This is a genomic window from Pseudomonas sp. WJP1, from assembly GCF_028471945.1.
Lineage (GTDB): Bacteria > Pseudomonadota > Gammaproteobacteria > Pseudomonadales > Pseudomonadaceae > Aquipseudomonas.
In genome coordinates, this window is sequence record NZ_CP110128.1 from 3,740,889 (window position 1) to 3,760,583 (window position 19,695).

A 19,695-nucleotide genomic window follows, 5' to 3' on the forward strand; every position below is an offset into this window, starting at 1 on the left:
GAACGTATTCACATGCACCTCCTCAGATTGCCCGTTCCAGCTCCGGCACGGCCTCGAACAGATCCGCCACCAGGCCGTAGTCGGCCACCTGGAAAATCGGCGCCTCTTCGTCCTTGTTGATCGCCACGATCACCTTGGAATCCTTCATGCCGGCCAGATGCTGGATGGCGCCGGAGATGCCCACGGCGATGTACAACTGCGGCGCGACGATCTTGCCGGTCTGGCCGACCTGCATGTCGTTGGGTACGAAACCGGCGTCGACCGCGGCGCGCGACGCCCCCACGCCCGCGCCGAGCTTGTCGGCCAGTGCATAGAGGTGCTTGAAGTTGTCGCCGTTCTGCATGCCACGGCCACCTGACACAACGATCTTCGCCGCGGTCAGCTCCGGACGGTCGGACTTGGCCAGTGCTTCACTGACAAACGCCGACCGGCCGCTGTCGCTGACCAGGCTCAGCGCTTCGATGGCGGCATTGCCCCCTTCAGCGGCAGCGGCGTCGAACCCGGTGCCGCGTACAGTGATCACCTTGACGGCGGCAGATGACTGCACCGTCGCGATGGCATTGCCCGCGTAGATCGGGCGCTTGAAGGTATTGGCACTTTCGACCGCGATGATCTCCGAGATCTGGTCGACATCCAGTAGCGCGGCAACCCGCGGCAGGATGTTCTTGCCGTTACTGGTGGCGGCAGCGAGGACGTGGCTGTAGCCCTTGCCAAGCTCGGCAACCAGAGGAGCCACGTTTTCCGGCAATTGGTGAGCATACGCGGCGTTGTCGGCCAGCAGCACTTTCGCCACGCCAGCAACCTGCGCCGCCGCTTCAGCCACGGCGCCAGCGCCATGGCCTGCGACCAGCAGATGAATGTCGCCACCGATCTGCTGCGCAGCGGTCACGGCATTCAGGGTAGCGGCCGCCAGCGCCGCGTTGTTGTGTTCAGCGATAACCAGGATAGCCATTAGATTACCTTCGCCTCGTTCTTGAGTTTCTCGACCAGTTCGGCCACCGACTTGACCTTGATCCCGGCGCTGCGCGCGGCCGGCGCTTCGACTTTCAAAGTCTGCACGGTGCCCGTGCAGCTCACGCCCAGGGCGCTCGGAGTGAGCACCTCCAGCGGCTTTTTCTTGGCTTTCATGATGTTGGGTAGCGACGCGTAGCGCGGCTCGTTCAGGCGCAGGTCGGTGGTGACGATGGCCGGCAGTTTCAGCGCGACCGTTTGTGCGCCGCCGTCGATTTCGCGGGTCACGGCGACACTGTCTCCGTCGATGGCGACTTTGGAGGCGAAGGTGCCCTGCCCGTAGCCGCTCAATGCCGCGAGCATCTGGCCGGTCTGGTTGTTGTCGCTGTCGATGGACTGCTTGCCGAGGATCACCAGCTGAGGCTGTTCCTTGTCGACCACCGCCTTCAACAGCTTGGCCACGGCCAGGGAACCCAGTTCTTCACCGGCCTCGACCAAAATGGCACGGTCGGCGCCCAGGGCCAGAGCGGTGCGCAGTTGCTCCTGTGCCGCGCTGCTGCCGATGCTGACGACCACCACCTCGGTGGCAACCCCTTGCTCTTTCAGACGCACCGCTTCTTCCACGGCGATCTCGCAGAAGGGATTCATCGCCATCTTGACGTTGGCCAGGTCGACGCCGGATTGGTCGGCCTTGACACGAACCTTGACGTTGAAATCGACCACGCGCTTTACCGCAACCAGTACTTTCATAGTGTGTTCCCGTGTGAGTGCTGTGATGGATCAGGCGCTGTGCAGCAGCGCGGCGTAGGCCTGCAAATGGTGATCGTCATCACCCAACTGGTGACTGAGCATCACCAGCCTTTTGGCGTGATGGGCCAGGCTGTATTCCCAGGTCATGCCGATGCCGCCGTGCAACTGGATCGCTTGCTCGGCGATCAGGCGTGCGGCGCGCACCACCACGAATTTGGCGGCCGCCAGTTGCCGGCTGCGTTCGTCGCTGTCGGCCTGATCGGCCACGCAGGCAGCGAGGATGGCCATCGAGGTAGCCAATTCCAGCTCGCCACGCATGTCGGCCATGCGGTGCTGCAGCACCTGGAACTTGCCGATGGGGGCACCGAACTGCTTGCGAGTCTTGAGGTAGTCGAGGGTCAGGCGAAAAGCTTCCTCCATGCCGCCGATGGCTTCGGCGCACTGCCCGGCAATCGCGCGACCCTGCTGATAACGCAAGGCTGGCAAGGCCTCGCCGACGTTGCCAAGCAACGCGCCCCGACCCACAAAGACATCGTCGAGGATCAGGTCGCTGGCACGCGGGCCGTCGATGCAGGGGTAATCGCGACGCTGCAAACCGTCCGCCTGGGAATCGACCAGGAACAGGCTGATCCCCTGTTCGCCCAGCGCATCGCCGCCTGTACGCGCAGACACCAGGATCAACCCCGCACTGGCCGCGCCGACCACGGCGATCTTGCGCCCGGACAGGCACCAGCCACCCTCGACCGCACGTGCCTGGGTCTGCACGTCGTGCAATTGGTAATGGCTTTGCAGTTCTTCCAAAGCCACCGCCAGTTGCAGCGAGCCGCCAGCGACTTGCGGCAACAGGTCTGCCTGCTGGCTGGCATCGCCCAGTTGCTGCAGCAGGCCCGCCGCGTGAATCTGCGACTGCAGGAACGGTTCCAGGCACAGGTTGCGACCGAGCTCGGTCATGATCAGCAGGTTGTCCACGCCGCTGCCACCGAAACCGCCGTGTGCCTGGGCAATCGGCACCGAACACAGGCCCAGTTCGGCCATCTGGTTCCAGAACGCCGGGCTCATGCCGGCTTCGCTGCGGTAGTAGCCTTCGCGGGCTTCGAAGCTGTAGTGATCGCGGGCCAGTCGGGCCACGGTGTCTTGCAGCATCTGCTGCTCGGCGCTGAGTGTGAAGTCCATTGCGTACCTCCTTAAAGCTCAAGAATCATCTTGGCGATGATGTTCTTTTGAATTTCATTGGAGCCGCCGTAGATAGACAGCTTGCGCAGGTTGAAATACTGGCTGGCGGGGGCGGCGCTGTAGTCGCTGTGCAGTGCAGTACCGGTGAAATCGTCGTGCAGTTCGGCCTCGACAAAGGGCAGCGCCTTGGTGCCCAGCGCCTTGCGCAGCAAGTGGCTGATGGCCTGGCGAATTTCGGAGCCCTTGATCTTCAGGATCGAGCTTTCGGCACCGGGCACACCGCCGGCCTGGGCGGCGGCGAGGATGCGCAAGGTGCTCATCTCGATGGCCAGCAGCTGAATCTCAACCTCGGCGACCTGCAGGCGAAACTGCAAATCGTCCAGCAGCGGCAAACCGTTGCGCAGTTCCTGCCGGGCCACCTCCTTGAGGTGCGCCAGTGCCGCCTTGGACTGGCCGATACCGGCCTGCCCGGTGCGCTCGTGGGTCAGCAGGTACTTGGCGCAGGTCCAGCCCTGATTCTCTTCGCCCACCAGGTTCTCGACCGGTACGCGGACGTTGTCGAAGAACACCTCGTTGACCTCATGCTCGCCTTCGAGCGTGATGATCGGGCGAACGCTGATGCCGGGGCTGGCCATGTCGATCAGCAGGAAGGAAATACCCCGCTGCTGCTGGGCTTCGTTGTCCGTGCGCACCAGGCAGAAAATCATGTTGGCGTGCTGGCCCAGGGTGGTCCAGGTCTTCTGACCGTTGACCACATAGTGCTCGCCCTCACGCACGGCGCGGGTCTTGAGGCTGGCCAGGTCCGAGCCCGCGCCCGGCTCGCTATAGCCCTGGCACCACCAGTCTTCACCGCTGAGGATGCGCGGAAGGTAATGCGCCTGCTGCGCCTTGCTGCCGAACTTCATGATCACCGGGGCAACCATGTTGACGCCGAAGGAGATCAGGCGTGGTGCGCCGAAGGTGGCGCATTCTTCTTCGAAGATGTGTTTCTGCACCACGCCCCAGCCAGTGCCACCAAAGGCCACCGGCCAATTGGCCGCGTACCAGCCGCGCCGCGCGAGGATGCGCTGCCAGCGTTGGTGGTCGTCCTTGCTCAAGCGCTTGCCCAGGCGAACTTTGCTGGCGATGTCTGCGGGTAGCGCGTCACTGAGAAAGGCCCGCACCTCGGCGCGGAACTCAAGCTCGGCGGGTGTGTAATGGATGTCCATGCAAAGTCCTCTATCGATGGTCAGGCCAACCCCGAGGCTGGCCGCAAGTTCAGCCTTGGCGTTGCCTGGCCGCCTGGCGCCGGGCAAAGAAGTCTTCGATCAGCGCCGCGCGCTGGGGCGATGCCATGCACTCGAGAAACAGCGTGCGCTCGCGCTGCAGGCCTTCGCTCAACGGCATTTGCGTTGCCGCTTCGACGGCGGCGAGGCAACGCGGCGCCGAGAATGAATCAGCTTGGGTACGGCTGATTTCGCTGCGTCGGGCCTCAATCAAGGCGCTGGCTTCGGCAGGTGTCGTGGGAATTTCGATCTGGCCGACACGCCGCACTGGGGCCTGCTCGGCCAAGAGTTGCCGTGCATGCCGCAGGCCTGCGACCAGAGGCTCGTCGTCGAACAGAGCGTCTACAAGAGCAAGTCCCAACGCCTGGCTCGCCTCTATCGGTTCACCCGTGATGATCATCTCCAGCGCTGTTTCGACACCCACCAGACGCGGCAAGCGCTGGGTGCCCCCACCACCGGGCAACAGCCCCAGGCGGGTTTCCGGCAAACCGAGCCGGGTGGCACTGTGGGCAATGCGGTAGTGGCAACCCAGCGCGACTTCCAGCCCGCCGCCCAGCACCGAACCGTGCAACACCGCCAGCGAAGGCTTGTTGCCGTTTTCGATGGCCAGGGTCAGTTCCTGCAGGATCGGCGCCTGGGCCGGCTGGCCGAACTCGCGAATATCGGCGCCGGCGATAAAGGTCTTGCCCACGCAATAGAGCATGATCAATTCGACCTGCGCGTCCCGTTCGGCCTCTCTAAAGGCTTCCAGCAACCCGGCGCGCAGGGCGTGGCCAAGGGCATTGACCGGCGGGTTGTCGACCCGGATCAAGGCCACGCCTGCCTCGTGGGTCATTTGTACGACTGAAGTCATCGGACAGTTCCTCTTCTTGTTGTTATGCGGCTTGCCAATCGGTCGCGCCTGTCAGCGGTGAGTCCACACCGGCTGGCGCTTCTGGGCGAAGGCCTGCATGCCCTCCTTCTGGTCCTGGCTGGCAAAACTGGCGTGCATCAGGCGCCGCTCGAACTGCACGCCCTCGGCCAGGGTGGTTTCGAAGGCCCGGTTGACCGCTTCCTTATTGAGCTTGACCGCGATGGCCGGGTGAGCGGCGATTTGCGCGGCCACCGCCAGGGCTTCATCCAGCAGGCTGGCCAGGGGCACCACGCGGCTGATCAAGCCCAGACGCTCGGCTTCATCGACATCCATGAAACGCCCGGTCAGGCACAGGTCCATGGCCTTGGCCTTGCCGATGGCGCGGGTCAGGCGCTGGGTGCCGCCGGCGCCGGGCAGCGTGCCGACCTTGACTTCGGGCTGGCCGAACCGCGCGTTGTCGGCGGCGATCACCATGTCGCACATCATCGCCAGCTCGCAGCCTCCGCCCAGCGCCAGGCCGGCAACCGCTGCAATCACCGGTTTGCGGCAGCGGGTGACGGTCTCCCAGTTGGCCGTGACGAAGTCCTCCAGGTACACATCGGCAAAACCCTTGAACTGCAATTCGCTGAGGTCGGCACCGGCGGCGAAAGCTTTGTCGTTGCCGGTGATGACCACCGCACGAATCTGCTCATCGGCCTCGAAGGCCAGCAGCGCCTGGCCCAGTTCAGTCATCAAGGCGTCATTGAGCGCGTTATAGACAGTCGGGCGATTCAGGCGGATCAGGCCGACGGCGGCACGCTGCTCGACAAGGATGTTCAGGAAAGCCATGTCATCTACCTCTTGTTCTGCGGGAATGCCTTCGAATATATCCACAGAAAAATATAAAGACAACATGTTGACATATTAATTTTGAAAGCCTTATCTTCAGCTCATCGAAAGGGCAACACCAGATCGCCAGATAACAACAACTCAAACCCTTAAGAGTCGAAATATACAAATGAACACCTGGACAGGCACACCCGCAGAGCGTCATCCAGAAACGCCCAGCAGTAGTGACATGATCATTACAGATTATTGGGATGCGCAGCTTGCCCGGGGCGCAGAGTGCCGCGCCCTGTCGAGTTACCAGAGCGGCGAAGACACCCCCGTCTCGTTTACCTACGGCGAACTGGATGCCGTGGTGACCCGCATGGGCGCCGGCCTGGCCGCCCTGGGCGTGGAAAAAGGCAGCGTGGTGTCCTGCCAGTTGCCCAACAGCTGGCAGATGACCGCCCTGTTCCTGGCCTGTGCCCGTATCGGTGCCGTGTTCAATCCATTGATGCCGATTTTTCGCGAACGCGAGCTGCGCTTCATGCTCGGCCACGCCCGCAGTCATCTATTGGTCGTGCCCAAGCTTTTCCGGGGTTTCGACTACGCCAGCATGGCCGAGGGCCTGCGCGCTGATTTGCCTGAACTGCGGCAAGTACTGGTGATCGGTGGCGAAGGCGACAACAGCTTCGAACGGCAACTGCTGGAGCGGGCATGGGAAAACAATGGCGATACCCAGGCGCTGTTCGCCGAGCGTCGCCCGCAGGCCGATGACATTGTGCAGCTGCTGTTCACCTCCGGCACCACCGGTGAACCCAAGGGTGTGCTGCACACCAGCAAAACCTTGCTGAGCAACATCATTCCCTATGCAGAGCGCCTGGGACTTGGCCGCCAGGACATTGTCTTCATGGCCTCGCCCATGGCCCATCAGACCGGGTTTCTCTACGGCATGCTGATGCCCATCTACCTCGGCGCGGCAGCGGTTCTGCAAGACGTGTGGGATGCGCGCACCGCCGTGAAGATCATCGCCGCCGAGCGCCCGACGTTCACGATGGCCTCGACACCCTTCCTCGCCGACCTGATCGAGCTTGCCCCTGGGCACCGCGATGCATTGTCGAGCCTGCGGATTTTCGTCTCGGCCGGTGCGCCGATTCCGGAAAGCCTGGTGGAAAAGGCCGGCAACAGCCTCAACGCGAAAATCATCTCGGCCTGGGGCATGACTGAATCCGGAGCCTCGACCATGACCCGTCCGCAGGACGATCCCGAGCGGTCCATCTACACCGATGGTTTGGCCCTGCCCCTGGTGGAAGTACGGGTAGTCGACGATGTCGGCATTGAAGCCCCTGCCGGCAGCGAAGGCCATCTTCAGGTCCGCGGCGCCAGCCTGTTCGTGGGTTACCTCAAGCGTCCCGACCTCTACAGCGTCGACGCCCAAGGTTGGTTCGCCACCGGCGATCTGGCCCGCATGGATGCCCAGGGCTATATCCGCATCACCGGGCGAACCAAGGATGTGGTGATCCGCGGCGGCGAAAACATCCCTGTGGTCGAGGTGGAAAACCTGCTCTACAAGCACCCGGCCATTTCGGCGGTGGCCCTGGTGGGTTGCCCCGACGAGCGTCTAGGCGAGCGGGTTTGCGCCTACGTCACCCTGCATGACGGTTACACGGACCTGCGCCTCGACGAGGCGGTGACTTTCCTGCTCGAACACAACCTGTCGCGCAACTACTTGCCCGAATACCTGGAAGTGCTGCCTGCCCTGCCCCGCACGCCTTCCGGAAAGATCCAGAAATTCAAGCTGCATGAGCGGGCCGCGAGCATTCGCATCGCCCCGGTCAAGCGCCGCTGAACCCTCACCTCAAATCGCGCAAATCAATAATTGGAGAATGCCCCTATGAAAGGCCTGAATGGAAAAACCGTCATCATCACCGGCGGTGGCGGCGGCATCGGTCGCGCCGTGTGCCTGCGCTTCGCCGCCGAAGGTAGCCTGGTGGCGGTGCTCGATCGCGACAGCGATGCTGCACAAACCACCGTCGACCTGATCCGCGAAGCCGGTGGCAAGGCCGTCGCCTACGCCGCCGACATCACCGACTACGCCGCCATCACCGACACCGTGGCCGCCATCGAAAAAGACCTGGGCGTGCCGACTGTACTGGTCAACAACGCCGGTTTCGACCGCTTCATGCCCTTCCTCAAGACCGAGCCCAAGCAGTGGGAGCAGTTGATTTCGATCAACCTGACCGGCGCCCTGAACATGCACCACGTGGTGCTGCCGAAAATGCTCGAGGCCGGTGGCGGCAAAGTCATCAACGTCGCCTCCGATGCCGCCCGCGTCGGTTCTTCGGGCGAGGCCGTGTACGCCGCCTGCAAGGCTGGCCTGGTGGGCTTGAGCAAGACCCTGGCGCGGGAGCTGGCGACCAAGGGCGTTAACGTCAACGTGGTCTGCCCAGGTCCCACCGACACCGCGCTGCTCAAGAGCGTGGCCGACACCTCCAACAACCCGGAAAAACTCCTGGAAGCCTTCAAGAATGCCGTGCCGATGCGTCGCCTCGGCCAGCCGGAAGACTATCCGGGAATCATCGCCCTGCTCGCCAGCGACGATGCCAACTTCATTACCGGTCAAGTGATCAGCGTGTCCGGCGGCCTGACGATGGCTGGCTAAGCCAGACCACACTCAAATGGGAGAGCATGCAATGAACTACGAAGACATCCTGTACCACGAACTCAACGGCGTCGCGACCATCACCATCAACCGCCCCGAGCGCTACAACGCATTTCGCGGCCAGACCTGCATGGAACTGCTCGACGCGTTCAACCGTGCCGGCTGGAACAAGGAAATCGGCGTCATCGTCTTCACCGGCGCTGGCGACAAGGCCTTCTGCACCGGTGGCGACCAGGGCGCTCATGAAGGCCAGTACGACGGTCGCGGCTTGATCGGCCTGCCGGTCGAAGAGCTGCAGAACCTGATCCGCGAAGTGCCCAAGCCGGTGATCGCCCGGGTCAACGGCTTTGCCATCGGCGGCGGGCATGTGCTGCACGTGGTCTGCGACCTGAGCATCGCTTCCGACAAAGCGGTGTTCGGCCAGGTCGGTCCCAAGGTCGGCTCGGTCGACCCGGGTTACGGCACCGCCTACCTGTCGCGCCTGATCGGCGAAAAACGCGCCCGCGAGATCTGGTACCTGTGCCGCAAGTACAGCGCGCAGCAGGCGCTGGACTGGGGCCTGGTCAACGCCGTGGTGCCTCACGAGCAGCTCGATGAAGAAGTACAGAAGTGGTGCGAGGAAATTCTCGAGAAGAGCCCGACCGCGCTGTCCATCGCCAAGCGCTCGTTCAATGCCGACAGCGCCAATATCGGCGGCATTGGCGGCCTCGGCATGCAGGCCCTGAGCCTGTACTACGACACCGAGGAGTCCAAGGAAGGTGTCGCCGCGTTCAAGGAAAAGCGCAAACCCGAGTTCCGTAAATTCTACAAATGATCCCTGCGCCGGCAGCCATCGCGCTGCCGGCACAGCACCCGAATGGCCTGGAGAGCATCATGAATTTCGCCTTCACAGAACAACAAAATGCCATCCGCGAAAGCGTCGCCCGATTCAGCGCCGACGTCCTCGCCCCCGGTTACCGCCAACGGGATCGCGATGGCCGCATCGAGCGCGAAGTCATTGCCCAGATGGGCGAGATGGGCCTGCTCGGTGGTGAACTGCCGGAAGAATTCGGCGGCAGCGGCCTGGACTGCGTCACCGCCGGCCTGATCATCGAAGAGCTGGCCCGTGGCGACTTCAATGTGGCGTACATCCCGCTGCTGACGTCGCTCAACGGCCAGATCATCGCCCAATACGCCGACTCCTCCCTGGCCCGGGAATGGCTGGGTGAAATGACCGCCGGGCGCAAGGTAGCCTGTATCGCCCTGACCGAACCCAGCGGCGGATCCGATGCCGCCAGCCTGCGCCTGAAGGCCGAGCTCAAGGGCGATGTCTATGTGCTAAACGGCGAGAAAACGTCGATTTCCATGGCCGACCAGGCAGACGTCGCCGTGGTCTTCGCCCGCACCGGCACCGTGGAACAACGCGCCAGCGGTATCAGCGCGTTCCTGGTGCCGATGAACCTGCCCGGCATCAGCACGACCCGCTTCGAGGATGCCGGCGAGCGCGCCATCGGTCGCGGCTCGATTTTTTTTGACAATGTGCAGGTGCCGGTCAACCATCGCCTGGGCGATGAGAACAAGGGCTTCAAGCAAGTCATGCAAGGCTTTGACTACAGTCGCGCCCTGATCGGCCTGCAGTGCCTGGCCCTGGCCCAACAGTCGCTGGATGAAACCTGGCAGTGGCTGACCGAGCGCAAGGCCTTCGGCCAGGCCTTGTCTTCGTTCCAGGGTTTGACTCACCCTCTGGCAGAATTGCAGACCTACGTGCATGCTGCCCGCCTGCAGTGTTATTACGCCCTGTGGCTCAAGGATAATAAGCTGCCACACAATGCCGAAGCGGCCATGAACAAGTGGTGGGGCCCGAAACTGGCGTTCGATGTGGTCAAGCAGTGTCTGCTGGCGCATGGGCACACCGGTTACGGCGAGGACCTGCCGTTCGCCCAGCGCTTGCGCGATGTACTTGGCCTGCAAATCGGTGACGGCACCGCGCAGATCATGAAAAATATCATCGCGCGCGAATTTGTCCCCAATTGATGCCCTGCCTGCTCCATCAGGTCGGGCGCTCATACAACCGTGCTCGCCCTGACGGAGCCGATAAGGAACATCAATGAACAATAGCGATACCCGATCCGTACCCAACACGCTGTTTTTCCGGCTGTTCCAGACCGGCAACGTGTTGCAGCGGCAAGTCCAGAAAGAGATGGGCATCAGCACGGTGCAATGGGCCGTGCTCGGCGCCCTGTCCCGTGAACGTTATGAAGGCGGTATCTCGTTCTTTGAACTGACCGAGTACCTGTTCGTCAGTCGCCAGAGCCTGGACGGCGTGCTCAAGCGCATGGAGCGCGACAACCATGTGTTGCGCGTGCCGCATCCGGATGACGGACGTGCGCGCCTGGTGCAACTGACCGATACCGGCCGGGCCTTCTGGGACTCGTTGCAGGAGCGGATCCAGACGTTTTACCAGCAGGCGTTGAAAGGCTTCAGTTTCGACGACAGCGTCAGCCTGCTGCATTACCTCAACAAGCTGCAAGGCGACATGGTCGCCATATCGCTCGGCGACGAGCCGCAAGACGACGAGGCGCAATAGGCTGATCCCCACCTTCCTGCCCTCGCCGAAGCGTCATTGTTCATGAAACCCTAAAACAGCCCCCTTCCCGGGGCTGGCTGAACAACAAAAACAACTCACAGCAGGCAGGAACCTCTCATCATGCGTACAGCCAATCCCGTCACCGGGCATCTGGCCGGGCCGACTCGTGCCCGGTATTCCTTCAAGGCCCCTTGTGTCTCGGCGTTACTGCTCGCTTCACAGGCCCATGCAGACATCATCGCCGACAGTCACTTGAGCCTGGAAACACGAAATTTCTACATGAATCGTGATTACCGGGACGCCGGTTTGTTTGACGGCCCACGCCACGATGGCAAGCCCCAGAGCAAGGCGGAAGACTGGGCGCAAGGCTTCATTTTGCGCGGTAATTTGGGGTTCACCGAGGGCACGATTGGCGTGGGCCTGGACATGCTGGGGCTGGTAGGCGTCAAGCTCGACTCCGGTGGCGGCAGCAGCGGCACTGGCGTGCTGCAGCGCAACCAGCGCACCGGCGAGCCGGTCGACGAGTACAGCTTCCTGGCACCGACTGCCAAGCTCAAGGTCGCCAAGACCCTCGTCACCCTCGGCAACCATGAACCGGTGATGCCGGTGCTGTTTCGCAATGACACGCGCCTGCTGCCACAGACTTATCGCGGTGGGCAGGTGGTCTCCACCGATATCCAGGATCTGAGCCTCACCGCCGGGCAATTTCGCCAGGCGCACCAGCGCGACTCGTCCGACTACGAGGACATGCGCATGGCGGCCGACGGCTCCACCGGTGGCGTGCCCACCGACCGCTTCAACTATGGCGGCTTTACCTACGCCTTCCTGCCCAGCCTCAGCGCCACGGTTTATCGCGCCGAGCTCAAGGACAACTACAGCCAGAATGCCGCCAGCCTCTTGTACAAGGCGCCATTGAGCGAAAGCGTCAACCTGAAGGCCGACGTGCGCTACTTCGGCAGCGATGACGAGGGCCGCACCAATGTCGACAACCGCTATCTGGGTGGCATGTTGACTTTGAGCAGCCGCGGCCACTCCCTGGGCCTGGGCTATCAGAACCAGAATGGCGACACCGGCCTGCCCTACCTGTTGGTGGCCGACCCATGGGCTTTGAACAATGGCACATACCAGCCTTTCGTGCGGGCCGGGGAAGACTCCTGGCAACTGCGATATGACTATGACTTTGCCGCCCTGGGCATCCCCGGCCTGACCTTGATGACGCGCTACATGCGCGGCGATGACTTCGAGATTCGCGCTGTTGGCGCCAAGGAGTGGGAGCGCAACACCGACATCGGCTACGTGATCCAGGGCGGACCGTTGCGCAACCTGAGCCTGCGCTGGCGCAATGTGACGTATCGCGGCAGCGACACGACCGACGTCGATGAGAATCGACTGATCATCGCCTACACCTTCAAGTTCTGGTAAGCCGCCGGGCAGTCAAGGGCGGCGGCACGCCTGGTTGGCCGCCCTTGACTGTCCGCGTCAGCTATTGCTCGCCATGAGCCGCCAGATAGCTGTCCACCGCCTCGCCTATCGTGGGAAAAAACGCCGATTCGCCAAGCCTTGCGAAAAGCCCGAAGCGCTTGAGTTTGTCCTTGACCGGGTCCTTCATCTCCGCCACGCACAATTTGATACCCGCCGCGTGCAGGGTGTCGTCCAGCTCTGCCAGCATGTCGGCAGAGGTCACGTCGACACTGGTGACCGGTTCCGCGGCCACGACCAACCAGCGCACCGGCGTGGGCGATGCCGCCACGGCGTTCAGCACCCGCTCGTTGAACAGTTCGGCGTTGGCGAAAAACAACGGTGCATCCCAGCGGAACAGGACCAGGCCAGGGATCAGGCGCGCGTTCGGATAACGCTGGATATCGTGATAGCCCTTGACCCCCTCGGCTTGCCCCAGCACGGCGGAGTACGGCCGCCAGCCATCCCACAGGAATTCGATAATGGCGATCACGATGGCCAGGGCGATACCCTCGATCGCACCGAACACGGCGACGCCAATGGTGCAGGCGATCGACAGCCAGAACTCCCAGCGCTGGATACGATAAATGCGTCGCAGGTCGGCAACTTCGATCAAGCCGATGGCCGAAGCGATCACCACGGCGGCCAGTGCGCTGTTGGGCAAGTCCTGCAGCAGGTTGGGCGCCACCATCAGCAACACGGCCACCGCCAGTGCGCCGACCACGCCGGTCAACTGGGTCTTGGAGCCGGCAGCTTCGGCCACGGGCGTCCGTGAAGAACTGCTACTGATGGGAAAACCCTGGAAAAAACCCGCCGCCAGATTGGCGAAACCCAGCCCCGCCATCTCCTGGTTCGGGTTGACATAAGTACGGGTGCGCGCCGCGTAGACCCGCGAGAGCACGCTGGTGTCGGCGAACGAGACAAGGGCGACGGCGCAGCCGCCGATGATGACCGGGACAATGTCGGCGCGGGTGATCCAGGGGATGGCGAACGCCGGCAAGCCTTGTGGCAGCACACCAAGGACCGACACGCCCGCGCTCGTGGCAAGGTCCAGCACACCCACGGCGACGGTCGCACCCGCCACGGCGATCAGGATGCCCGGGATTCGCTTGTTGCCTTTGAGCAGCAGGATCACCGCCAGGGTGCCGACGCCCACCATGAAGGTGATCCAGTTGGCCTTGCCTTCCATCACCCCGGTGACGATCGCCCACAGGTTTCTGATCGGGCCGGCGGACTCGATGGAAAAGCCGAAGATTTTCGGCAATTGACTGATCAATACCGTCACGGCGATGCCGTTCATGTAGCCGTAGCGGATCGGTTTGGACAGCAGCTCGGTGATGAAGCCCAGGCGTGCGATGCCGGCCAGGATGCACACGGCACCCGACACGATCGCCATCATGCTCGCCAGGGCGACGGCGCGATGGGGATCGCCACCGGACAATGGCAGCACCACGGCGAGGATCACGGCAGCAAGCGAGGAATCCGGCCCCAGCACCAGGATCCGGCTGGGGCCAAACAGTGCATAAGCAAGGAGTGGAACGATGGTCGCGTACAGGCCGTAGATGCCGGGGACGCCCGATGCCACGGCGTAGGCGATGCCGACAGGCACCAGCATCGTGGTGAGCACCAGGCCGGCCATGATGTCGTGGCGCAACCAGGCTATCTTGTACTCGCGCAGCGTTCGTAGCCCGGGCAGCCAACGGCTCCAGCCGCTGTCGCCGCCGGTATCGCGACGGGCAATGCGCCCCGGTTCCGGGGTGGGCGGCGAAGCATCCGAATGGCTCATGGGACTGTGGCCCTTTTTGTCCAGCGCGTGGCTCTGTTTGAAGTGCCTGCTTGAAGTGCCCGTCAGAATTTTTCGGGAATTCGCCGCAGCGGATAATCCGGTTCGCGATAACCGCCAGGCTTCTGCCGCTTGGGCAACACCACCTTCTCACGCGCGACTTCCTCGTAGGGAACGCGACTGAGCAGATCAGAAATGATGTTCAGGCGCGCTCGCCGCTTGTCGTTGGAGTTGGCCACCAGCCAGGGGGCGTGCTCGGTGTCGGTCGTCTGGAACATGTCGTCACGCGCCCTCGAATAATCAAACCAGCGGCTGTATGACTTGAGATCCATGGGGCTCAGTTTCCAGATTTTACGCCCATCCTTGATGCGCTCCTCCAGCCGGCGAGTCTGCTCCTCTGGACTGACTTCCAGCCAATACTTGAGCAGGATAATGCCCGAATCGACAATCGCCTTCTCCACGTTGGGCACCGTTTTCAGAAACCCGGCAACCTGCTCCTTGCTGCAGAACCCCATCACCCGCTCCACGCCCGCCCGGTTGTACCAGCTGCGATCGAAGATCACCACCTCGCCGGCTGCGGGCAGGTGCGGCAGGTAGCGTTGCAGATACATCTGGCTTTTTTCCCGATCGGTCGGTGCCGGGAGCGCCACCACGCGAAACACCCGCGGGCTCACGCGCTCGGTCAGCGCCTTGATGGTCCCGCCCTTGCCGGCACCGTCACGCCCCTCGAAGACAATGCAGATCTTGATGCCCTTGGCTTTCACCCACTCCTGCAATTTCACCAACTCGACGTGCAGCAGGCGCAGTTGCTCAAGGTAATCCTTGTTCTTCAGTTTCAGGCTTTGCGCGGGATAGCTTTTTGCGGCTTTCTTTTTGTCCTTTGCCATGACCAAGACCTCAGCAAGACAGATTGTCGACAGGTAAGCAGTGTGATTGCCGGCTGCTCAGCCACCGAGCGCGATGATCGCGACGATCAGTACGGCACCGGTGACCGCCAGCGCAACGCCACCGACCCAGGGCTTCGCGCCGGCATAGCGCGCCAGTATCCAGCCGGCGATGAACAGCACCACCAGCCCGACCAGGTTGGACAGGCGTACGGCAAGCGCTGTCTGGTCGAGCAACAGAAACGGCACCACGAGGGGGAATGTCGAAGCCACCACCAGCAGGAAAACCCCGATCGCGCCCCTGATGTCGTCCCAGGTCAGGCGCGGCTGCACCGACGTGTTGGCAAATTTGACCAGGCGCAGTCGCAGCGACTCCAGTTCTTCGGGGCCGGCGGCCGCGACCAGGCGCGGTGGCAGCGCATCGGCAATCAGCGCTTGCCCGGTCGCCGCATCCGCTCCGCCGCGCAGGGCGGTGAACAACGTACGTTTGCGCGTGCGTTCGATCAGGCTGCGCAGTAGATACATCACCGCGTCGGCCAGCCCCCAGGCCAGGTTGCACCCTAACGCTGCGAACATCATCGTGCGTTCGGCCTCCTGGCCAGATGTCGCCACGCTGATGGTTCCGGTGAAGGTCATTGCCATGAGCAGGCCAAAGATCACTTCCGTTACACGATCGACCGGATCCAGTACCCGTGCCCGCTTTTGCTCTGCTGTGCCTTGCATGCAGTCATCCTCGCACGGCCGCGTCAACGTGAGGCCCTTTGAGACAGGCCAAGGCAGCGGTCCTTTATCACTGGGCGGTTTCAACAAATTTTCAGTGTAGTTTGAAAAGCCTGTTTCGCTGGCGATTCGAACGTGCGCAATCGAACCGGCACGTCTGCACACCGACTAAGCTTTTACGATTGAACCTGATTGCCCATGGAGATGTGCATGAGCAGCGCTCCCCTGTCCGAACTCGATGCCGCCCTGCCCGGCCTGGTGCGCAAGATCCGCGTGCTGGATGCCTTGGCTTGGCCGGAGGGGGTCGAGGAAACGTTCCTGGCCCGTTGGCGCGCTGGACAAGCCCGATTGCCCGAGGTCGAGTTGCGCCCGCGTGATCACAGCGCCGATATCGGCGCGCTAGAGGCCTTTGTCGGCCGCTGCGATGAAGGGCATCCGGCCGGGCGCCACCTGGCCATGACAGCGCGCAGCTATGCCACGGCCGGGCGCATGCTCGGTGCCATTGGTACACCGGCCTTTACTCAATATTCCTCAGCGCTGTACCGGCGTCCGGACTTCCACTACGCCAACCTGAACCTGAGCATGCTGGACGCGGCCCACTTCTTCCTCAACACCACTGACGCCCTTCTGGGCGGTACGCGGATTCCTCCGAGCCCGGCGGAGATCCCGGCCGAGGCCTTCGCTGCCTGGATGCAACCGGAACTGGATCGCTTCTTCGGCCCGGGCCGGATCACGGTGGTGCTCGATCCGACCCTGGCCGCCAAGGCCATCGCCGGGGCGAGCCGCATTCGCCTGCGGGCCAGCGCGCTGTTTTCGCAACTGGACAAGAACCAGCTGTTGCAGCACGAGGCTTTCGTGCATGTCGCCACGGCGCAGAACGGCGCGCTGCAACCGAACCTCAAGAGCCTTGGCCTGGGCGCGCCGCGCACCACCCAGACCCAGGAAGGCATCGCCACCCTGGCCGAGCTGTTCACCGGCAGCATGGACATCAACCGCCTGCGTCGCCTCGCCTTGCGTGTGCTCGCGGTGCAACAGGCGCTCGATGGCGCCGATTTCATCCAGGTGTTCGAAGGTTTTCTCGCTGCCGGCCAGACCCAGGAGGAATCCTTCCGTTCGACCCAGCGAGTGTTTCGCGGCGCCGACCTGCGCGGCGGTTCGGCGTTCACCAAGGATGCGGCCTACCTGACCGGTTTGCTCGGCGTGCACACCCTGCTGCGCATCGCGATCCGTGACAACCGACCGGAACTGGTCGGCTACCTGTTCGCCGGGCGCCTGAGCCTGGGGGACACCGTGCGCCTGGCCCCACTCTTCGAGTCCGGTTGGCTCCAGGGCCCGGTCCACCTACCGGCCTGGGCCTCGGATTTGCGCCTGCTTGCCGCCAACCTCGCCTTCTCTGCGTTTATTTCGCGGATCAAACTGGATGTGCTCGACCTGGACGTGCTCATGGCCTTTGCCGATGCGCATGAAAGCGATGCGAGTGCCTAGGGCAGCCAAAGCTTGTGGGCGATTGTTGTCGGAGTACATATCCATTGCTGCGGTAACGACCACTTATGGTTTCGCCCTTACGGCGACTCCCTTTTTCAAACGCCAAAAAGGAAGCAAAAGGCTTTGCCCCACCACTCGGTGCCTCGCCTAGGCTCGGCATGCCGTAACGAAGGCATTGCTCCGTGGGTCGCCGCGATGGGCCATCCCTGGCCCAGCGCGGCTAAACCGGCGTCCTGCCGGTTTCCCCACTGCGCAATGCCTGCGTTCGGCCATCGTGGTTAACGGGGCGCCCAGATCAAAAGCCAAAACGAAGCGGCCTGACAGCCGACCTGAGTTTTAAGGGTGTACCTGATCCCCTGTAGGAGCCAGGCTTGCCGGCGAACCAAGCGCCGCGGTGTATCTGTTGTACCGCGTTATCGTTCTTCGCCGGCAAGCCTGGCTCCTACAGGGGGACGCGTACGGCTCCCGATCAGGTCGGCTGTCAGGCCGCCTCGCTTTTGCGTTTGATCTTGATCTGGCTTTTGATTTTCTTGCCCCCTCGAGAGGCTTCGTTCCGGTTCTGCGCAGTGGGTAAACCGGCATGGATGCCGGTTTAGCCGCGCTGGGCCAAGGATGGCCCATCGCGGCGGGCCCGCGGAGCAGGACCGGAGCGAGGGTATGCCGAGCCCTAGCGAGGCACCGAACGCCAGGGGCAAGAGCCCTTGGTTACTTGGGGCTTTTCCAAGTGACTCGCCGTAAGGGCGAAACCCTAGGTGGCCGTTACCGCAGGAATGGATATGTACACCTGAAAGATCAATGCTCTTTGACCTTTTTGATATGAAGAATGATCCACGCAAGAATCCCGATCGCAAGCGGCGCCATGGCCAGCATGGCCTCGCGCGGGGTCAGCGCGACGCCGAGCACGTGCAGCCCCGAGTAACCCAGCTTGAGCAGACTCAGCAAATAGTAGCTGATGGCAATGATCGACAGGCCTTCCACAGCGCGCTGGATCTTGATCTGGGCATCGGCGCGGGCGTTCAGGCTCTTGAGGATTTCCGAGTTCTGTTCTTCCATTTCCACCTGGACCCGTGCCTGCAACAGGTCGCCCAGGTTGGCCACGCTTTCGGCCAGATGCTCCAGTCGTTGTTCGGTGGCCGTGCAGTACCTGACGGTGGGCTTGAAGCGGCGTTCGATAAACACGCCCAGGCGCTGGCAATCACCGACGTGGCTTTCCCGCAATTCACCCAGGCGCTCGAACACCAATTGCGCATAGGCCTGGGTGGCACTGAATCGGTGGCGGGTTTTCGCGGTACTGCTGACCACCTGGGCCGACAGGTTGGAGATATCCGCCAGCAGCGCCTTGGCATGACTGCCGGCCGGGTCGGCGTTGCGTTCGGAGAGGGTGACCAGGGTCTTGTCGAAAACATCGAGCTGCGCGCTCAATTCCTTGGCCATGGTCAAGGATAACGAGGCCATCATCCGGTAGGTCTCGATTTCCAGGAGGCGGCGTATCATCCGCCCCTGGCGGTACGCATTCAGGCGTCGGTTGATGAACAATATGTGGTTGTTGCCATCCTCGCTGATACGAAAATCGCTCCAGACCACAGCATCGCCACCCCCCACGCAGGAACCGCACGGGTCCTTGAAGCCGTAGCGCGAGAGATCCAGCTGCGCTTCACCACGCACCACGATCTGTACCGAATTGATCAGCGTCGGCAAATACGCCTGGATTTTTCGCGCCAGGACGTCGGGCAGCGCCGTCCAGGACAACTCATCGCTGGAGGAAGTGACCACCAGGGTCAGGGTGAAAAACTCGGCATGGCGCTCCCATTTCAGCGCGTGGCCATCGAGTCGGGTAATGCCTTGGGCAGCGTTCAGATCGAGGGAGGCCAGGCAGCAGTCCTGAAGAAACGTATTGCACACCTGTTCGCTGCCGAGGAAAGCCAGGTGAAACACATGAGCCGGCTCATCGAAGTACAGTGACGGGCGCGCGTGCAGTTCGTTGTGCAGGCTTTGTCGTAACGGGTGCATGTGGTGAGGCCATCTTGGAGTTGTTTTTGGCGCTTACGATAAATGCCGGGGCTTTCAGGGCGTTATCGACTGCTATTGTGAGTGGGACTGGTCGATGCACCCACGAGTCACCGATTTTTGCGCGATCTCTGCGAGCGGGTTGCGGAACGCAAGTGCGCACCCAAGTGTCATTTGTACTAGACACCCAGGTGTCACAACCCCTTGAGAGACAGAGGTGGCCTCATGAACAATATTATCTACATCGTCGGTGCCGTCGTGATCGTCCTGGTGATTCTGTCATTTGTCGGTCTTGTCTAGTCCAGGCTGCCCTTCGGCGAAACTGGACAGCTGA

General features: G+C 62.4%; 17 protein-coding genes. 7 read left to right on the forward strand and 10 right to left on the reverse strand.

Annotated elements, in window-relative coordinates:
• Window positions 1-22: 22 nt before the first annotated feature.
• Genes OH720_RS16710 through OH720_RS16735 form a run of 6 tightly spaced genes read right to left on the reverse strand, consistent with a single transcriptional unit; the run spans window position 23 to window position 5,820 of the window.
• Window positions 23-952 carry an electron transfer flavoprotein subunit alpha/FixB family protein gene (locus tag OH720_RS16710; protein ID WP_272602072.1) on the reverse strand — a complete coding sequence of 310 codons (930 nt, stop codon included), beginning with the start codon at window positions 950-952 and terminating at the stop codon, window positions 23-25.
• Window positions 952-1,701, reverse strand: coding sequence for an electron transfer flavoprotein subunit beta/FixA family protein (locus tag OH720_RS16715; protein WP_272602073.1), 750 nt, complete (start codon window positions 1,699-1,701; stop codon window positions 952-954). Before OH720_RS16715 ends, OH720_RS16710 begins: the two co-directional genes overlap by 1 nt.
• Before the next feature lie 30 nt (window positions 1,702-1,731).
• Complete coding sequence (locus tag OH720_RS16720; RefSeq protein ID WP_272602074.1) at window positions 1,732-2,874, reverse strand: acyl-CoA dehydrogenase family protein; 1,143 nt, start codon at window positions 2,872-2,874, stop codon at window positions 1,732-1,734.
• 11 nt (window positions 2,875-2,885) lie between these two features.
• Window positions 2,886-4,082 (reverse strand): acyl-CoA dehydrogenase family protein, encoded by a 1,197-nt coding sequence (locus OH720_RS16725; protein WP_272602075.1) that lies wholly within the window; start codon window positions 4,080-4,082, stop codon window positions 2,886-2,888.
• Between the two features lie 49 nt (window positions 4,083-4,131).
• Window positions 4,132-4,992: an enoyl-CoA hydratase/isomerase family protein gene (locus OH720_RS16730; RefSeq protein WP_272602076.1), complete on the reverse strand. Its 861-nt coding sequence runs from the start codon at window positions 4,990-4,992 to the stop codon at window positions 4,132-4,134.
• Window positions 4,993-5,043: 51 nt separating this feature from the next.
• Window positions 5,044-5,820: an enoyl-CoA hydratase gene (locus OH720_RS16735; RefSeq protein WP_272602077.1), complete on the reverse strand. Its 777-nt coding sequence runs from the start codon at window positions 5,818-5,820 to the stop codon at window positions 5,044-5,046.
• 229 nt (window positions 5,821-6,049) lie between these two features.
• Here OH720_RS16735 and OH720_RS16740 point away from each other — a divergent pair, with 229 nt between their 5' ends.
• From OH720_RS16740 to OH720_RS16765, 6 genes are all read left to right on the forward strand, one after another.
• The gene (locus OH720_RS16740; protein WP_272602078.1) at window positions 6,050-7,645 is read left to right on the forward strand and encodes an AMP-binding protein; all 1,596 of its coding nucleotides are present in this window, start codon (window positions 6,050-6,052) and stop codon (window positions 7,643-7,645) included.
• A gap of 45 nt (window positions 7,646-7,690) precedes the next feature.
• Window positions 7,691-8,458, forward strand: coding sequence for an SDR family NAD(P)-dependent oxidoreductase (locus tag OH720_RS16745; protein WP_272602079.1), 768 nt, complete (start codon window positions 7,691-7,693; stop codon window positions 8,456-8,458).
• A gap of 31 nt (window positions 8,459-8,489) precedes the next feature.
• Window positions 8,490-9,272 (forward strand): enoyl-CoA hydratase-related protein, encoded by a 783-nt coding sequence (locus tag OH720_RS16750; protein ID WP_180204228.1) that lies wholly within the window; start codon window positions 8,490-8,492, stop codon window positions 9,270-9,272.
• A gap of 59 nt (window positions 9,273-9,331) precedes the next feature.
• Window positions 9,332-10,471 (forward strand): cyclohexanecarboxyl-CoA dehydrogenase, encoded by a 1,140-nt coding sequence (aliB, locus tag OH720_RS16755; RefSeq protein WP_272602080.1) that lies wholly within the window; start codon window positions 9,332-9,334, stop codon window positions 10,469-10,471.
• Window positions 10,472-10,544: 73 nt separating this feature from the next.
• Window positions 10,545-11,024 carry a MarR family winged helix-turn-helix transcriptional regulator gene (locus OH720_RS16760; RefSeq protein ID WP_008062357.1) on the forward strand — a complete coding sequence of 160 codons (480 nt, stop codon included), beginning with the start codon at window positions 10,545-10,547 and terminating at the stop codon, window positions 11,022-11,024.
• A 120-nt stretch (window positions 11,025-11,144) separates the two neighbouring features.
• On the forward strand, window positions 11,145-12,446 hold the full coding sequence (locus tag OH720_RS16765; protein WP_272602081.1) for an OprD family porin: 1,302 nt from the start codon (window positions 11,145-11,147) through the stop codon (window positions 12,444-12,446).
• A gap of 61 nt (window positions 12,447-12,507) precedes the next feature.
• Here OH720_RS16765 and OH720_RS16770 read toward each other — a convergent pair whose 3' ends face one another.
• The 3 genes from OH720_RS16770 to OH720_RS16780 all read right to left on the reverse strand — a co-directional run bounded on the left by OH720_RS16770 (window position 12,508) and on the right by OH720_RS16780 (window position 15,872).
• Window positions 12,508-14,268, reverse strand: a complete 1,761-nt coding sequence (locus OH720_RS16770) for a SulP family inorganic anion transporter (protein WP_272602082.1) — start codon at window positions 14,266-14,268, stop codon at window positions 12,508-12,510.
• Between the two features lie 62 nt (window positions 14,269-14,330).
• Window positions 14,331-15,152 carry a polyphosphate kinase 2 gene (ppk2, locus tag OH720_RS16775; protein WP_272602083.1) on the reverse strand — a complete coding sequence of 274 codons (822 nt, stop codon included), beginning with the start codon at window positions 15,150-15,152 and terminating at the stop codon, window positions 14,331-14,333.
• Window positions 15,153-15,209: 57 nt separating this feature from the next.
• Window positions 15,210-15,872, reverse strand: coding sequence for a hypothetical protein (locus OH720_RS16780; protein ID WP_272602084.1), 663 nt, complete (start codon window positions 15,870-15,872; stop codon window positions 15,210-15,212).
• 207 nt (window positions 15,873-16,079) lie between these two features.
• On the opposite strand from OH720_RS16780, the gene OH720_RS16785 reads away from it, so the two are divergent.
• Window positions 16,080-17,354: a flavohemoglobin expression-modulating QEGLA motif protein gene (locus tag OH720_RS16785; RefSeq protein WP_272602085.1), complete on the forward strand. Its 1,275-nt coding sequence runs from the start codon at window positions 16,080-16,082 to the stop codon at window positions 17,352-17,354.
• A 792-nt stretch (window positions 17,355-18,146) separates the two neighbouring features.
• On the opposite strand, the gene OH720_RS16790 is transcribed toward OH720_RS16785, so the two are convergent.
• The gene (locus OH720_RS16790) at window positions 18,147-19,364 is read right to left on the reverse strand and encodes a DUF3422 domain-containing protein (RefSeq protein ID WP_272602086.1); all 1,218 of its coding nucleotides are present in this window, start codon (window positions 19,362-19,364) and stop codon (window positions 18,147-18,149) included.
• Window positions 19,365-19,695 lie beyond the last annotated feature (331 nt).

Excerpts from the sequence above, each read along its gene's own strand:
- OH720_RS16725 (WP_272602075.1), bottom strand. The coding sequence starts at position 4,082 with ATGGACATCCATTACACACCCGCCGAGCTTGAGTTCCGCGCCGAGGTG.
- OH720_RS16715 (WP_272602073.1), bottom strand. The coding sequence starts at position 1,701 with ATGAAAGTACTGGTTGCGGTAAAGCGCGTGGTCGATTTCAACGTCAAG.
- aliB (WP_272602080.1), top strand. The coding sequence starts at position 9,332 with ATGAATTTCGCCTTCACAGAACAACAAAATGCCATCCGCGAAAGCGTC.
- OH720_RS16785 (WP_272602085.1), top strand. The coding sequence starts at position 16,080 with ATGAGCAGCGCTCCCCTGTCCGAACTCGATGCCGCCCTGCCCGGCCTG.
- OH720_RS16740 (WP_272602078.1), top strand. The coding sequence starts at position 6,050 with ATGATCATTACAGATTATTGGGATGCGCAGCTTGCCCGGGGCGCAGAG.
- OH720_RS16790 (WP_272602086.1), bottom strand. The coding sequence starts at position 19,364 with ATGCACCCGTTACGACAAAGCCTGCACAACGAACTGCACGCGCGCCCG.
- OH720_RS16750 (WP_180204228.1), top strand. The coding sequence starts at position 8,490 with ATGAACTACGAAGACATCCTGTACCACGAACTCAACGGCGTCGCGACC.
- OH720_RS16720 (WP_272602074.1), bottom strand. The coding sequence starts at position 2,874 with ATGGACTTCACACTCAGCGCCGAGCAGCAGATGCTGCAAGACACCGTG.
- OH720_RS16735 (WP_272602077.1), bottom strand. The coding sequence starts at position 5,820 with ATGGCTTTCCTGAACATCCTTGTCGAGCAGCGTGCCGCCGTCGGCCTG.
- OH720_RS16770 (WP_272602082.1), bottom strand. The coding sequence starts at position 14,268 with ATGAGCCATTCGGATGCTTCGCCGCCCACCCCGGAACCGGGGCGCATT.
- ppk2 (WP_272602083.1), bottom strand. The coding sequence starts at position 15,152 with ATGGCAAAGGACAAAAAGAAAGCCGCAAAAAGCTATCCCGCGCAAAGC.
- OH720_RS16780 (WP_272602084.1), bottom strand. The coding sequence starts at position 15,872 with ATGCAAGGCACAGCAGAGCAAAAGCGGGCACGGGTACTGGATCCGGTC.
- OH720_RS16730 (WP_272602076.1), bottom strand. The coding sequence starts at position 4,992 with ATGACTTCAGTCGTACAAATGACCCACGAGGCAGGCGTGGCCTTGATC.
- OH720_RS16710 (WP_272602072.1), bottom strand. The coding sequence starts at position 952 with ATGGCTATCCTGGTTATCGCTGAACACAACAACGCGGCGCTGGCGGCC.
- OH720_RS16760 (WP_008062357.1), top strand. The coding sequence starts at position 10,545 with ATGAACAATAGCGATACCCGATCCGTACCCAACACGCTGTTTTTCCGG.
- OH720_RS16765 (WP_272602081.1), top strand. The coding sequence starts at position 11,145 with ATGCGTACAGCCAATCCCGTCACCGGGCATCTGGCCGGGCCGACTCGT.
- OH720_RS16745 (WP_272602079.1), top strand. The coding sequence starts at position 7,691 with ATGAAAGGCCTGAATGGAAAAACCGTCATCATCACCGGCGGTGGCGGC.